Raw genomic sequence first — 14,874 nt, forward strand, 5'->3', positions numbered from 1 at the left:
GATACTGGCATCGTGCGCGATTCAGACCGTCCTACCGACGCGGTGAGCCCATCCCGGTTCCGGGTGCTCACGGTGTGCACCGGCAACCTCTACCGGTCGCCCCTGGCGGAGCGTCTGCTGAGAGAGGGACTTGCCGCCCAGCGGGCGACGATCCATGTCAGCAGCGCGGGCACCGCGGCCGTCCCGGGCGCTCCGGCGCCGGAGACGGCGACCGCCGTCCCCGGCTGGGCCCACGACCCGTCCGGGGCGGTCACGGTCGCCCGGCGGCTGACGACCGCGCTGGTCGACGGCGCGGACCTGCTCCTCGGGGCGGCGACGGAGCACCGCGAGGCGGCCGTACGGCTGTCCCCCGTGCGGGCGTTGTCCCGCGCCTTCTGCCTGCGGGAGTTCGCCCGGCTGGTGCGGGCCGAGGACGCCGCGGGGGTGGTGGATCCGGCGGGACGCCTCAGGGCCCTGGTCCGGGGCGCGGCAGCGCGGCGCGGTGCGCCGGGGCCGGACGGCGCCGACGACGACGTACCCGATCCGCTCGGTGCGAGCCCGGCGGAGGTGCATGTCTCCGTGGAGCGCATCGAGGAGTCCGTGGAACGGATCGTCGCCGCGATGGCCTCCGGCTGAGACAGGTGGGGTCCGGAGCTCGGGCGGTGAGGTCGCCGAGGGGGCGGGGTCCGGCCGAGGGAGCGGGGTCCGGCCGAGGGGGCGGAAACCGCGTCAGTCACCGCACGGCGGATAGGGCTCCACCCGGGTCCGGATCGGGGTCACCAACGCCTGGCGCAGCAGCACCGGAGGGCGGTCGCCGGCCGGCTCCCGCAGCCGGAGGGTGAGTGTGCGGCTGCTCTGCGCGGGCAGTTCCACGTCCAGGGTGTAGACCGGGTGACCGCGCTCGTAACCGCCGTTCACCATGGCGGGCCGGCCGTCGATGGTCACCTCGTCCAGCAGAGCGTCCCGGCTCGCGAAGTACGAGACGAGCAGCCGGTTGTCCCCCGGCCGGGTGGGGTGGCGCGGCTTGTCGCCGCGCTGGGTGACGTACGCGGGGAGCCCCGAGGCCGGGGCGCGGTTGGTGAGGGTGATCCGTGCGGTGACCGGCCGGACGCCGTCCGAGGTGCACCGGCCCGGGATCCAGTGCAGCTCCCGGTCCAGGTAGTAGTCGAGCTTTCCGCCCGCGGCGTTGTTCACCACCACCCCCGCGAAGGGGCCGGGCGAAGCGGGCAGGGTGCCGCTCATCCGGTGGGTCTCCAGCCGGGTCTGCTCGTCGCTCCGGGCGCTCCACAGCTTCAGGCGGTCCTCGTTGACGATGTCGTACGTGGCCAGCATCAGCCCCGGCAGGTACCGCGGCTCGGCGAGGGCGCTCACCAGCCTGTCGGCGGCGGCGCGTGCCACGTCCAGGAGGAACGCCTTGCGCTGCACGCTGTCCGGGTAGCGCGCGTAGCCGGTGCGCTCGGCGAGGTCCAGGGCGTTGTCGGCGGTGACCTGGGTGCCGTCGGGCATCCGACCCGGGCCGGTCGCCCGCAGCAGCCGGGCCAGCGCGCTGGGGTCGAGGGCGATCGCGCCGTCCACCCGCTCCCCGCTGTACGCGTGCCAGGTCGCGGCCCAGATCCGGGCCGCGTTCGGGAAGTGCGGGCTGACGTTGGAGTTCGCCCAGGTGTTGACCGGGTCCATACCGCCGTACCGGGCGGTGAACTCGGCGCCCGGATCGACTGAGGGTTCGACCTCCGCCAGCATCGTGTCGGTGCCGAAGGTCTCGAAGCCCAACTCCCCCTGCTCGACGGTGAGGACGGCGAACGCACCGGGCAGGCCACCGGTGCCGCGGGCCTCGGCGGTGTTCTGGAAGACCACGAAATACCGTCGCGGCTCGTCGGCGCCCAGCATGGACGGGAGCACCCGGGCGGCCACGGCGGCGTCGGCCATGGCCGGGGCGATCCGGTCGAGCTGCCGGGCCACTTCGCTGCGCGCCCGGTCGGCGACGGGCAGCCAGCTCGTACGCGGCAGTCGGTGCATGCCGGCCCGCATGTCCGCGGCGGCTGCCGCGGCCCGCTCCAGCTCGGGAGCCGTGGCCCCCAGCCGGGACAGCACCTCCGGCAGGCTCTCACCGGCGGTGCCCTCCGCGCGCCGGCCGGCGACCCGGACCGGCGCCGGCAGCACCTCGTGCGTCAACCGGGAGGCGGTGTCGGCCAGTTGGCGTACGGTGCCGACCGGCCGGCCGAGCACGGGCAGCTGCGCGGCGAGATACCAGGCGGGCCCGGTGGTCAGGCGATGCGCCTTGGCCGCGTGCTCGGCCGCGGAGTCCAGCGCGGCGGCCGGAGCCTGCTGCTTCGGGGCACCCGGTGAGCCGGGCCGGCCGGGAGCTCCCGGCGCCCCAGGAGCCCCAGGAGCCCCGGGCGCTCCGGGCGCCCCGGGCGCCCCGGCGATCGACTGGCGCAGTGTCTCCAGCGACCGCTGTGCGGCCATGAGTTCGGCGCGGGCGAAGACACTGGTCACCACGATCCAGCCGGCGCCGGCCAGGCACAGCAGGGCGACACCGCACAGGACGTGCACGGCCCTGCGCCGGAGGTCCGGCCCGCCCGGGACACGCGGGGTGCCCTTACCGCCCGTGCCGCCCGTGCCGCCCGTGCCGCCCAAGGCGGCCAAGGCGGCCAAGGCGGCCAAGGCCGGACGCCACCAGGTCTTAGGCTCCTTCTCCGCCGATGAGCACAGGGCCCGTGTCCTCACCTGCACGCTCCTCCCATGGGGCACCCCGGGAAGCAGGCAGTCCCCCGGACAGCGCGGTGCTGTCCGGGAGACTGCCGGTGCTTCACGGTGCGGTCGGTTCTCAGCCGCGCTGCGCGGCGGACTTGCGCCGGCGCTTCACGAGCACCAGCGATCCACCGCCGAGGAGCAGCAGACCGCCGGCTGCGGTGAGCAGCGCCACGGAGGTGTCGGACGAACCGGTGTCGGCGAGCTTGGCGCTGTCGTCGTCATCGTCCGACTTGCTGCCGTTGTCATCGCCGTCGTCGTCGTGGTCGTCGCCCTTGTCGCCGTTGTCGTCGTGGTCGTCGCCCTTGTCACCATGGTCGCCGCCGCGGTCGGACCAGTCGTGGTCGTCGCCGTTCCCCGGGCGGCCGTGGTCACCGTCGTCGTCACCGTTCCCGGGACGGCCGTGGTCCTCGTCGCCGTGGTCCTCGTCGCCGTTGTCGTCGTGGTCGTGGTCGTCGTCGGCACGGGCGATGCTGACCCGTACGGACTGCGAGAGCCCCGACTCCTGGCCGACGAGCTGGAAGTCGTAGAGACCCGGCTTGATGTCCTTGGTGATGGTGACCTCGCCGACGACGGTGCCTTCCTCGTCCGCGGGGAAGTAGTCGAAGTTCACGATCTCGCGGCCGCCTCCACCGTCGGACGTCGCGGTGGGTGAAGGCGAGGGCGACGGCTTGGACGACGGGCGGGCCTCGAGGGCCCCCGGGTACGCGGCCGACCCTCTGGCCGTGGCGGCGTTCGGCGCGCCCCCGGCCCCGTTGCCCCCTACGGGGACGAGACGCGCGAGAGTCTGCTCGTTCGGAGCGTAGCCTTCTCCCCTGAAGCCGACGGTTTGGCCCTGGAGCAGGGTGGGGTCATCGACCTCGAGGCTCGGGGGCGGCGGGTACTGGGCGAAGGCCGGCTCGATGGCGGCGAGGGAGGTGGCACCGAACAGGGTGGCGGTGGCGGCGGCCAGAGCAATTGACCGTCGGGGACGTCTGGGCATGGTATTCGGGCTCCTTCGGAAGACGCTTGGGGTGGGAATGTGTTTTCTTGTCGATTTGGCGGGTCGAAGCGCTTGTGCGGACAGGGTGTTCGCCGCGTCCGTTTCAGGCCGTTGGCGTATTCCGTTGGCTCGATCGGCGGCGCCGCACGACTTCCGCCGCGCCGGAATTCCGGCCCAGTCGAAGAGGAATCGAGCACCGGCATCCATAGACGAGGCCGCCCGTGTCCAAACAGGCTCACCACGCCGCTCGGCAGGACGGTGTACGACGTGCACTCGCGTGGCCCACACCGCCCGCGATCAGGTATGACGTTCGGGTTACGGCATGAGCATGCTCAGCCCGACCGCGGCGGTTCCGGGCCCTGCGACACCGCTGCCCCCGCCGAGGACACGGGCGCGTGACCCCCACTCCCTGCCCGGCCGGAACGGGCGGGCGCACCCGACCGGTCATCCGTTCGGCCCATTGCGGAAGAGCATCGGGCGGCGAACCGAGGGCCGGACGTGCGTACTCCGCGCCGTTCCTGAGACCGCTCTCGCCCACCCTTGAGACATTGCAAAAGGGCATTCCGACCAGAGTGCTCACCGGATCCAAACGGGGAGCCACCGCGCACTGACGGCTCGCCGGTGCCCACGAGGAGAGCCCTGCCGACGTGCGGTCCGGATCAAAGCCAGGACCACCCGCCGTCGACGCGGACTGTGCGTCCACCAGGCGCCGGCATCAGGCACGCAGGGAGCCACGTAGGTCAACCGCGGGGGCGCGCGGCAGTCCGTGGGACCCGCAGGGCTTGCGGACTGCTCGCTCCAAGGCGCCACCAACGCAACTGGCAGGTGGCCCGCCCGGGAGGCGAACGGGGAGCCGAACGCGGCGGCACGAGGCGGCTCGTCACGGACTTCCACGGACGACCGTGCGCGCCGAACCGCGTGGTCGGACGGGTGCTCTCCGCGCCGTTCCTGAGGCCCCTCTTACCGCTGCCTTAAAGCGACCATAAGGATCGCCTCCACCCGCTCCCAACAGCGGAATTCGGCCTTCCGAGGGGCTAGCTTGCTGGTCGTACCGAGGCGGGGTCCACGCATCGGTGCAGTCGATCGGGGGGCCGCACCGCGGCGTGGACCCCGCCCCGGGTCTCCCCTTATGCCACCGCTGTTGAAGGAGTTGCTCACCATGACCGCTCGCCGCAAGGTCACCGCCGTCGCCGTGCTCGGGGTCGCGCCGGTCGTCCTGGCCGGGCTGGCCGCCGCGCCGGCCGTCGCGCACGGGTCGATGTCGGATCCGGTGAGCCGGGTGTCGGCCTGTTACGCCGAGGGGCCGGAGAGCCCGCAGTCCGCGGCGTGCAAGGCGGCGGTCGCCGCCAGTGGGGCGCAGGCGTTCTACGACTGGAACGAGGTCAACATAGGCAACGCCGCGGGCAACCACCGCGGGCTCATCCCGGACGGCAAGCTGTGCAGCGCGGGCCGGGACAAGTACAAGGGCCTGGATCTGCCGCGTGCCGACTGGCCGGCGTCGAAGCTCACGGGCGGGAACCACACCTTCCGTTACAAGGGGACCGCGCCGCACAAGGGCTCGTTCGAGCTGTACATCACCAAGGACGGCTACGACCCGTCGCAGCCGCTGAAGTGGTCGGACCTGGAGGCGCAGCCGTTCGCTAAGGTGGCCGACCCGCAACTGGTCAACGGGGAGTACGTGTTCGACGGGGCCGTGCCCGCGAAGTCCGGCCGGCACCTGATCTACTCGATCTGGCAGCGGTCCGACTCCCCCGAGGCGTTCTACACCTGCTCGGACGTCGTCTTCGGTGCGGACAACGGCGGTTCCGCGCCGGGTGGTTCGGAGGAGAGCGGTTCGCAGGAGAGCGGTTCGCAGGACGGCGGTTCGGCTCCCGCGCCGGTCGCGTCCGCGCCGACCGACGAGCAGATCGAGGCGGGGGCGGACGAGTCCACCGTGGACCACGGCGGGCACGGTGGCGACAGCCCCGAGGAGCACGCCCAGCACACGGAGGCACAGCCGGAGACGCAGCCGGAGACGCAGAGCGAGGGCCAGAGCCCGGCGGCCGACGCCAACGCGCCCGCGCCCAACGGCGCCGGCGAGAACCTCGCCGAGACCGGTGGCAGCGACTCCACCTCGTACGTCGCCATGGGTGGCGCCGCGGCGCTCGCGATCGGCGCGGCCGTCCTGTTCGGCACGGTCCGCCGCCGGGCGACCAACCGCTGAACCACGGCCGGGGTGCCGCCTGCGGAAGGCGGCGGCACCCCGGCCGTTTCCATGTCTGCGAGAAGGTCTGCGTGAAGGTCTACGAGAAGACCGACGCGCAGGTCGTCGGCGTGGCGTGCGCCGGATCCAGCGCGTTGGCCACCTCGTGGTACGCGATCCGGTCCCACAGCCCGATCGCCACGTGCTCCGACAGGTCGAGGACGCACAGGTCCTGGAGCGTCACGTTGCGGACGTTCGGCCCGTCGAGGAAGCCGGAGCGGTACGGCGTGACGACCTCGTCGTACTTCGTGGCGATGACGGTGTAGCGGACGCCGGGGACCGTGTCGCCGCCCGCGTTGAGCTTGGTGAGGAGGGCGGAGCCGGCGATCTGGTCGGCGAGGCCGGGGGTGGCCGTGCTGAGCAGGTCCTCGGCGCCGGGGAAGTACGGCAGGAGATTGGCCAGGCCGCCCAGCGTCGTGCCGTGGTTGTCGGGGGCGATGCCGACGAGGGCGTTCACCTTGTCCGCGCCGCCCAGGAACTTCAGGTAGTACCGGGGCATCATGCCGCCCTGGGAGTGTCCGACCAGGTCGGCTTCGGCCGCCCCGGTCGCGGCGAGCACCTCGTCGACGTACGCGTCGAGCTGTTCGGCCGACTTGTCGACGGGACCGAGGCCGTGGAAGAACGGGACGCCGGGCAGCTGGCCGTAGTCGAGCGAGAAGACGCAGTAGCCCCGGTGGACGAGGTACGGCGCGAGGGCGAGCCAGTTGTCGACGGAGTTTCCGAAGGTCCCGTGGACGAGGATCACGGGGCGGGGGTGGGCGGCGGACGGCTTGCAGGAGTAGTCGTTCCATCCGCTGGTGGGGGCGGCCGGCGCGGCCGTTGCGGCGGCTGCGGGGGTGAGGCTGATCGCGGCGGCCAGCAGCAGGGCGGCGAGTGGTCTGAGCGCACGCTTCCAGGGACGTTTCCCGGAGTGTTTCCAGGGCAGCATCGAGCGATCTCCTTGCGGCTCAAGGGAAATGGCGATGACTGGGGATGTGGGGATTCCCTGCGGCCCGGACCACAAGTGAGAGCTGTGCTCAAGCCAACGTACGCACGAGTAACCAGAAGTGGGAAGTTACGCGTCGGTAAAAACTGAGGGATGGTCAAAAGCCAGGTGAGGGAAGGGCGCTCTTATGCCGCGGGATTGACGGGATCAACGGGGCGCCGGGAGTCACGCGGCGAGCGAGCCCGGAATGACCGCCCGCGGGCCGAACCTGGCGCGGGCGCGGTCCGCGGCCGCCTCGATCCGGCGGGCCTTCTCGTCGGCCGGATCGAGCGTGAGCTGGTGCGCGGCGCGCTCGGCCGGGATCAGCCCCTCGGCGCGCAGCGCGAGGGCGCGGACCCGGGCGCGCTGCAGGCCGAGGCCGTCCAGGAGCCGGTACGCGGCGCCGGTGAGCGCGGCGGAGTGGGCGGTCGGCTCGGACAGGGCACGGGACTTGGTGGTCGTGGTGCGGTCGGCGTAGCGCACGGTGAGCGTGAGGGAGCGGCATACCTGGCCCTCGGCGCGCATCCGGGCACCGAGCTCCTCACCGAGCGAGAGGAGGGCGCGGCGGTGCCGGGTGCGGTCCAACTCGTCGCGGGGGAAGGCGCGTTCGGCCGCGACGGAGCGGGCGGCGGCGTTGGGGACGACCCGGGTGCGGTCGGTGCCGTGCGCCTTCTCGTACACCTCGCGCCCGGCGCGTGCGCCGAGGATCCGCTGGAGTACGGCCAGGGGCGCGGCGGCGACCCGGTCGACGGTGTCGAGCCCGTACCCGCAGAGGGCTCGGGCGGTCGCGGGCCCGACCCCGTGCAGCGCGGCGACCGGGCGCCCGGCGAGGAACTCCGCCGGGTCGCCCACGACCAGGGTCGTACCGGGGCCGGCCTCGCGCGCCGCCATCCTGGCGAGCAGCGGGTTCGGTCCGGCCCCGATGACGCAGTCGACGCCGTACAGGGCGAGCGCCCGTACCCGTATCAGCGAGGCGAGCCCGGCGGCGTCCCGCCCGAAGTACCGCAGCGCTCCCCGCACATCGACGAGCGCCCCGTCCGGCGGCACCGCCTCCACGACGGGCGTGAACGCCCCGGCGATCGCGAGCAGCCCCGCGTACGCGGCCCCGTCCGGTACGCCCCCGCCGGGCCTGCGGAACCGCAGGTACAGCACGGCGGCCTCCGACGCGGCGGGCACGAGTGCCGCGGTGTGCGGCGCGGCAGACGGCGCGGTGTGCAGTTCGGTGGGCGGCGCGGTGCGCGGCTCGGTGGGCGGCTCGGCGGACGCGGGGCCGGTCGCACCCGCGGCGTTGCGAACAACCCGGCTCGAGGGCCGCTTCGAGGGCCGCTTCGAGGGCCGCTTCGAGGGCCGCTTCGGTGTCATCCCGCGCTCCCCGGGCTCTGGTGCCACAGCTTTCTCATGGACGCGGTCCCTTCGCCCGCCGGCTGGAGGTCCGCCCAGGGGTTCATCTCGTAGCCGGTGGACATGCGGATACGGCGGTCGATGGGAGCGGCGGCGGCTTCACCGTTCTCCGGTGCCGCCAGGTGTTCGGCCACCGCGTCCAGACCGCCCGTGCGGCGGATCTCGATCAGGTCGGCGAGGTTCCACGCCGCCGAGCCGACCACGCTGAGGCTGCGCGGTCCGCGGCGCTGGACGACGCCGCGGACCAGGAGCAGCCAGGAGTGGAAGACGGTGTGCGCGCACGCCTCGTGGCTGTCGTCGAAGAAGGCCAGGTCGACCAGGCCCGTACCGTCGTCCAGGGTGGTGAAGATGACCCGGCGGCCGGAGCGGATCGGCGGGGTCTGGGTGGCCGCCTTGGCGCCCGCGACCAGGACGGTCGCGCCGTGTTCGACGTCGCGCAGCCGCCGTGCGGGGATCGCGCCGAGCTCGTCGAGGAAGGCGTGGTGGTCCGCCATCAGATGGCGGGACGCGTCCATGCCGAGGACACCCAGCTCGGCGCTGAGCCGTTCGGCCTCGTTGAGGTCGGGCAGGCCGACGGACGCGGTCCTGTGGCCGCCTCCCAGCGGGAGCTGTCCGCCGTGGGACGCAAGCCCCCGCTGCGTACGGTGCAGTTCGGCGAGGTGCAGCAGCAGGTCGCGGCGGTTGGCGCCGAACTCGTCCAGCGCGCCCACCTGTGCGAGCCGCTCCGCAACCGGCCGCCCCGGACGCGCCCGTTCCCAGAAGTCCAGCAGGGACGCGTACGGCTGTCCGCCCTCGATCCGCGCCGATTCCGCTTCGCTGATGCCGTGCACATCGGCGAGAGCAAGCCTTATGCCCCACTCATCACCCTTTTCACCAGACACCAGTTCGATCCGATAGGCGACCGCCGAGCGGTTCACATCCAGCGGCAGCACCGGCACCCCCCGCCGCCGCGCGTCCGCCAGCAGCAGCCGCTTCGGGTACATCCCGGGGTCGTGCGTGAGCAGTCCCGCGTAGAAGGCCGCGGGGTGGTGCGCCTTGAGCCATGCCGACTGGTAGGTCGGCACGGCGAAGGCGACCGCGTGCGCCTTGCAGAAGCCGTACGAGCCGAACGCCTCGATGATCTCCCAGGCCCTGCCGATCACCTCCGCCGCATAACCGCGCTGCCCGGCCTGCCGGGCGAACCACGTCTTGATCCGCCCCTGCGACTCGGGGTCGGAGAGCCCGCGCCGCACCCGGTCGGCCTCGCCCCTCCCGCACCCGGTCATGATGTCCACCATCTCGATGATCTGCTCGTGGAAGACGACGACCCCGTACGTCTCCCCCAGCGGCCCGGCCAGATCCGGGTGCGGGAGGCGGACCGGCGCCCGCCCGTGGCGGGCCTCGATGAACGGCCGGACCATGTCCGCCGCGACGGGCCCCGGCCGGAAGAGCGAGATGTCGACGACCAGATCGTGGAAGTCCGCGGGCTGGAGCCTGCCGACGAGATCGCGCTGGCCCGGCGACTCGATCTGGAAGCAGCCGAGCGTCTCGGCGGAGCGGATCAGCCGGTACGTCGCCGGGTCGCCCGGCGCCACCTGCTCCGGGTCGTCCAGGTCGATCCGCCTGCCGGTCGCCCGCCCGACCTCGGCGACGGCGTGCGCCATCGCGGACTGCATCCGCACGCCCAGTACGTCCAGTTTGAGCAGCCCGAGGTCCTCGACGTCGTCCTTGTCGAACTGCGACATCGGGAACCCCTCGCCGCTGGTGGGCATCACCGGCGTACGCCGCAGCAGCGAGGAGTCCGAGATGAGCACCCCGCACGGGTGCATGGCGACACCGCGCGGCAGCGCGTCCAGTCCCTCGACCAGTTCCCACAGCCTGCGGTGTCCGCCCTTCTCCTCGGCCACCTCGCGCAGTTCGGGCAGTTCCTCCATCGCCGCGCGGGCGTCGCGCGCACGGATGTGCGGGAACGCCTTGGCGAGCCGGTCGGTCTCGGCCGGGTCCATGCTGAGCGCGGCGCCCACGTCCCGGATGGCGTGCCGGACCCGGTAGGTCTCGGGCATGGCGACGGTCGCGACCCGCTCCTCGCCGAAGCGGTCGATGATCGCGCGGTAGACCTCCAGCCGGCGGGCGGACTCGACGTCGATGTCGATGTCGGGCAGCACGAAGCGCCGCCTGGAGAGGAAACGTTCCATCAGCAGATGCTGCTCGACCGGGTCGGCATGGGCGATGCCGAGCAGATGGTTCACCAGCGACCCGGCGCCGGAGCCGCGCGCGGCGACCCGGATGCCCATCCGCTTGATGTCGTCGACGACCTGGGCGACCGTCAGGAAGTAGGTGGCGTTGCCGTGGAAGCCGATGATGTCCAGCTCGGAGTGCATCCGCTCCCAGTAGGCGCGGGCGCCGGGCCCCCGGTCGTAGCCGCGCAGCACCATCCCGGCGGCGGCGCGGGCGGCGAGGACGCGCTGCGCGGTGCGGCGGCCGGCGCCGACGAGATGCGGCTCGGGGTAGTAGGCGTACCTCATGCCCAGGTCGTCCTCGGGGTCGACGAGGCACTCGGCGGCGGTCTCCTCGGTGACGGCGAGCAGCCGGTGGGCAGCGTCGCGCCGCCATCCGGCCGCCTCGGCGATCCGCTCGGCGGCGCGGTACATCCCGTCCGGGCCCTTGAGCCAGCGCTCTCCGCTGTCGAGCCCTTTGGACGGGTCGATCGGCACGAGCCGGCGCGCCGCGTCCAGGACGTCCGCGACCGGGCCCTGGCCGGGGTCGGCGTACCGCACGGCGTTGCTCAGCACCGCCCGTACGCCCTGCTCGGCGGCGAACCCGGCGGTGCGGGCGGCCAGCCGCAACGAGCCGGGGCCGGTGCCCGCGAGAGCGTGGTCCACGGCTTCGAGGCGCAGAGCGTCGCCGTACCGCTCCCGCCAGGGGGCGAGCAGCCGGGCGGCCCGGTCGGGGCGGCCTGCGGCCAGCGCCCGGCCCACCTCGGAGGCCGGGCCGAGCAGCACGGTGAGCCCGTCGGCGGTGCCCAGGGCGCCGTGGCCGACGGCAGGCCGGGCGGCATCGGCGGTGTGGGCGGCGGTGACCAGCCGGCAGAGCTCCGCCCAGCCGGCCGCGCCGTCGCGGGCGAGGAAGGTGACCCGGGGCGCCGACTCGTCGATGAAGGCGCCGCCCCGCGCGGGTGTGCGGCGCCGCGCCGCGGCGGGCGCGGGCACATGCGCGGGCGCGGGCGTGTGCTCCCGTACGGCCAGCTCCGCCCCGAACAGCGGACGGACCCCGGCCGCCACGCACGCCTTGGCGAAGCGGACAGCGCCTGCGACGGTGTCTCGGTCGGTCAGGGCCAGCGCGCCCATCCCCCGCTCGGCGGCGCGCTCGGCCAGCCGCTCCGGGTGCGAGGCTCCGTACCGCAGGGAGAACCCGGACACGGTGTGCAGATGCGTGAAGCCGGGCACCCGCACCTCCTGGATCCGTCCGTACTCACCGCCCCCTCGGTCTCCACCATAGACCAGTTTCGAACATTCGTACGACACATATGCGCCACTCGCCGCCGGGCGCCGCCCACCGGGGGAATGTCGGACCGGGTGCGTTGGGCGCGGGGCTGCCGGTGGTACGAGTCGGGGCACATGTGCGCACGGCCCGGCGGAGGGGTGTGGCGGGCGATGCCGAACCAGTCCGAACAGCGACGGAGCCGGATCCGCGCGGCCCTGCGCGCGACGCGCGGCGCCGCCCCGAAAGCCCCCGGTCCGGGGTCCGGCCCCGGGTCCGGACCGGGTTCCGGACCGGGTTCCGGCCGCACGGAAGGCGAGCCGCCGGTCTCCCCGGCCCTGCGCGTCGCCGCCGCCTACTCCTGGCGGCTCCTGGTGGTCGGCACCGTCGTGTACGGCGTCTTCTCGGTGCTCGGACAGTTCCACGAGATCGCGGTGGCGGTCTTCCTCGGCCTCGTCGTCACCGCGCTGCTCCGCCCCGCGGCCGGTCTGCTCGCCCGCCGGCTGCCGCGCCCGCTCGCCGTCGCCGTCGCGCTGATCGGCAGCATCGCCGTCGTCCTCGGCATCCTGGCCCTGGTCGGCGAGACGGTGGCCGGGGAGCGGGCCGTGCTCCAGCAGGAGTTCGGCGACGGGATCGAGAGAATCGAACGCTGGCTGGAGCAGCCGCCGTTCCGGGTGAACCCGGAGGCGCTCACGGATCTCCAGTCACGGATCGGACGGTTCCTTTCCAGTCATCAGTCGACGCTGATCAGTACGGCCCTCAGCGGCGCCGGCCGGCTGGTGGAGGTGGTCACGACGATGGCGCTGGCGCTGTTCTGCTCGGTCTTCTTCCTGCACTCGGGCGACCGGCAGTGGGGCTGGTTCTGCGCACAGCTTCCGCACTCCGCACAGGACCGGGTGGCGCTGGCGGGCCGGGCGGCCTGGCGGACGTTCACCGGATACACCCGCGGCATCGTGCTCGTGGCGGCGACCAACGCCGTACTGGTGGGCCTGGCGCTCTTCGCCCTCGGCGTGCCGCTGGCCGTGCCGCTCGCGCTGCTGGAGTTCTTCGCCGCCTTCGTCCCGCTGATCGGCTCGCCCATCGCGCTCGCGATCGCCGCGGTGGTGGCGCTCGCGTCCAAGGGCCCGGTCGTCGCGGCCGTCGTCATCGCGCTGATCGTGGTCATCGGCCAGATCGAGGGCCATCTGCTCCACCCGATCGTGATGAGCTGGGCGGTCCGGCTCCACCCGCTGGTGGTCGCGCTGTCGGTCGTCGGCGGGGCGATCGCGGCGGGGGTGATCGGCGCGGTGGTGGCCGTCCCGCTGGTCTCCGTCCTCTGGTCGGCCCACCAGGCCCTGCACCCGGGCCGTGCCGACGCCGGGCCCGCGGGGCCCTGACCTTGCCGCGGAGCCCGGTGGGTGGGCCGCTGCGCGGAGCCCTTCCCTACCCCGCCCCTTCCCGAACTGGGGGCAAGCCCCCAGACCCCGTACTACCTTCGGCCGTGTCCTCAAACGCCGGACGGGCTGGAAAGCGGGGCGCAGCCCCGAAATCCAGCCTCGCCGGCGTATGAGGCGCGGGGTCCGGGGCGGAGCCCCGGTTACGGGAAGGGGCGGGGTGGGGTGGGGTGGGGAAAGAAGATCACCACCGCCCACCGGCCCCGCCCCCGCCCCTCCCCAGACAGGACGCAGGCTCACACGCCCAGGACGGCGCCCCGGCACGGGCAAGCCCTGTCATCCGAGGTCGACCGGGACACCACCGGCGGGGTGCGGGGGCGAAGGCCCCGTCAGCCGATCTGCGCGCCCAGCGTGGTCAGCGCCTCCGTCACCGGCTGGAAGAACGTCTCGCCGCCCGAGGTGCAGTCGCCGCTGCCGCCCGAGGTCAGCCCGATCGCGGAGCTGCCCGAGAAGAGCGAGCCGCCGCTGTCGCCGGGCTCGGCGCAGACGTCGGTCTGGACGAGGCCGTTGACGATCTGGCCGTTGCCGTAGTTCACGGTGGCGTCGAGGCCGGTGACCTGGCCGTCGTGCACCTGGGTGGTGGAGCCGCTGCGGGTCACCTGCATGCCCACCGTCGCCTCGGCGGCCCCGGTGATCTCCTGCGAGCTGCCGTCGTAAAGGTTCACGGCGCTCGGGTGGTCGGTGTCACCGGCGTACTTGACGAGCGCGAAGTCGTTCTCCGGGAACTGCGAGTCGACCATCGCGCCGATCGCGGGGCCGCCCGCGGACTCGGACCACTCGCTACCGGTCTCGCCGCAGTGGCCGGCCGTGATGAAGTGCGGCTCGCCGTCCTTGACGACGTTGAAGCCGAGCGAACAGCGCCCGCCGCCGCTGTGGATGGCGTCACCGCCGGCGATGAAGGGCTTGAACTCCCCTGCGGTCTTCTTCAGTTCCGCCTTTTCGCCGAGCCCCTTCACGACCTCCTGGAGCTTCGTCCAGTCCGCGCCCTTGACCGTACGGTCGGCCGTGACGACGACCTTGTTGGTCACCGGGTCGGTGGCCCAGGACGTGCCGGGGATCGTCGCGCGGTCGGTCAGGGCCTCCCGTGCGGACACCAGTTCGGCCAGGGTGTTCTGGACGATTCTGGCCTTGCCGCCCGCCTCGCGCACGGCCTCCGCCGCTTCCTCGTCCACCACGTTCATCACGAGCGCCTTGGTCTGGGCGTCGTAGTACGCGCCTGCCGCGTCGCCGCCGAGGTCCTGGCCGAGCGTGGAGGCGAGGTTTCCGGCCGCCGTTGCCGTCAGCGTCCTGACGGTGAACTCGGGGGTTTCCTCACTGGCGTTCGCAGTCTGGAAGGTGACTCCAGCCGCAACGAGCGCGACGACGGCTCCGCCTGCCATCGTCGCGCGCTTCTTCGATATGCGTCGGTGCTTCAACATCAACCTCCTGTGGGGGCCGCGTACGGCCAAGTGGGGTGGCCGCACGCGGAGGATGGGGCCGCCCACTATTCCGAGACCCGCCGGTAGCACACAAGGCCGACTTCAGGACGCGCACACGACCGTACGCATGCGCCCCCTCTTCGTTCACAACCCCCCGGTAACCACCCACGGTTCCGTTTGCGAACACCCGTTGCGACCGAGGGGTGGGCGAGGCGTGAGGACTAGCCCTGTCCGGATTTCGCTAC

Annotated in this window: 9 protein-coding genes; 3 read left to right on the forward strand and 6 right to left on the reverse strand. The window is 73.1% G+C overall.

The annotated features are described in order from the left end of the window. Positions 1-12: 12 nt before the first annotated feature. A complete protein-coding gene (locus KK483_RS06085) occupies positions 13-615 on the forward strand; it encodes a low molecular weight phosphatase family protein (RefSeq protein WP_262004184.1) in 603 nt (200 codons plus the stop codon). Between the two features lie 93 nt (positions 616-708). On the opposite strand, the gene KK483_RS06090 is transcribed toward KK483_RS06085, so the two are convergent. Beyond that, a complete protein-coding gene (locus KK483_RS06090; protein WP_262004185.1) occupies positions 709-2,643 on the reverse strand; it encodes a DUF4012 domain-containing protein in 1,935 nt (644 codons plus the stop codon). Positions 2,644-2,806: 163 nt separating this feature from the next. Beyond that, positions 2,807-3,712, reverse strand: coding sequence for an LPXTG cell wall anchor domain-containing protein (locus KK483_RS06095; RefSeq protein ID WP_262004186.1), 906 nt, complete (start codon positions 3,710-3,712; stop codon positions 2,807-2,809). Between the two features lie 1,159 nt (positions 3,713-4,871). Here KK483_RS06095 and KK483_RS06100 point away from each other — a divergent pair. Continuing rightward, the gene (locus KK483_RS06100) at positions 4,872-5,915 is read left to right on the forward strand and encodes a lytic polysaccharide monooxygenase (protein WP_313878320.1); all 1,044 of its coding nucleotides are present in this window, start codon (positions 4,872-4,874) and stop codon (positions 5,913-5,915) included. A gap of 79 nt (positions 5,916-5,994) precedes the next feature. Here KK483_RS06100 and KK483_RS06105 read toward each other — a convergent pair whose 3' ends face one another. The 3 genes from KK483_RS06105 to KK483_RS06115 form a co-directional block, all read right to left on the reverse strand. After that, positions 5,995-6,882 (reverse strand): triacylglycerol lipase, encoded by an 888-nt coding sequence (locus KK483_RS06105; protein ID WP_262004187.1) that lies wholly within the window; start codon positions 6,880-6,882, stop codon positions 5,995-5,997. Between the two features lie 222 nt (positions 6,883-7,104). Next, positions 7,105-8,061: a hypothetical protein gene (locus KK483_RS06110; protein ID WP_262009361.1), complete on the reverse strand. Its 957-nt coding sequence runs from the start codon at positions 8,059-8,061 to the stop codon at positions 7,105-7,107. A gap of 215 nt (positions 8,062-8,276) precedes the next feature. Continuing rightward, a complete protein-coding gene (locus KK483_RS06115; RefSeq protein WP_262004188.1) occupies positions 8,277-11,744 on the reverse strand; it encodes a DNA polymerase III subunit alpha in 3,468 nt (1,155 codons plus the stop codon). Positions 11,745-11,951: 207 nt separating this feature from the next. On the opposite strand from KK483_RS06115, the gene KK483_RS06120 reads away from it, so the two are divergent. Next, positions 11,952-13,154, forward strand: a complete 1,203-nt coding sequence (locus KK483_RS06120) for an AI-2E family transporter (protein WP_262004189.1) — start codon at positions 11,952-11,954, stop codon at positions 13,152-13,154. Positions 13,155-13,540: 386 nt separating this feature from the next. Here KK483_RS06120 and KK483_RS06125 read toward each other — a convergent pair whose 3' ends face one another. Continuing rightward, a complete protein-coding gene (locus tag KK483_RS06125) occupies positions 13,541-14,626 on the reverse strand; it encodes a S1 family peptidase (RefSeq protein WP_262009362.1) in 1,086 nt (361 codons plus the stop codon). Between the last annotated feature and the right edge of the window lie 248 nt (positions 14,627-14,874).

The organism is Streptomyces sp. FIT100, from assembly GCF_024584805.1.
Taxonomy (GTDB): domain Bacteria; phylum Actinomycetota; class Actinomycetes; order Streptomycetales; family Streptomycetaceae; genus Streptomyces.

Coding starts and splice junctions, on each gene's coding strand:
- KK483_RS06120 (WP_262004189.1), top strand. CDS start 11,952: ATGCCGAACCAGTCCGAACAGCGACGGAGCCGGATCCGCGCGGCCCTG.
- KK483_RS06095 (WP_262004186.1), bottom strand. CDS start 3,712: ATGCCCAGACGTCCCCGACGGTCAATTGCTCTGGCCGCCGCCACCGCC.
- KK483_RS06105 (WP_262004187.1), bottom strand. CDS start 6,882: ATGCTGCCCTGGAAACACTCCGGGAAACGTCCCTGGAAGCGTGCGCTC.
- KK483_RS06100 (WP_313878320.1), top strand. CDS start 4,872: ATGACCGCTCGCCGCAAGGTCACCGCCGTCGCCGTGCTCGGGGTCGCG.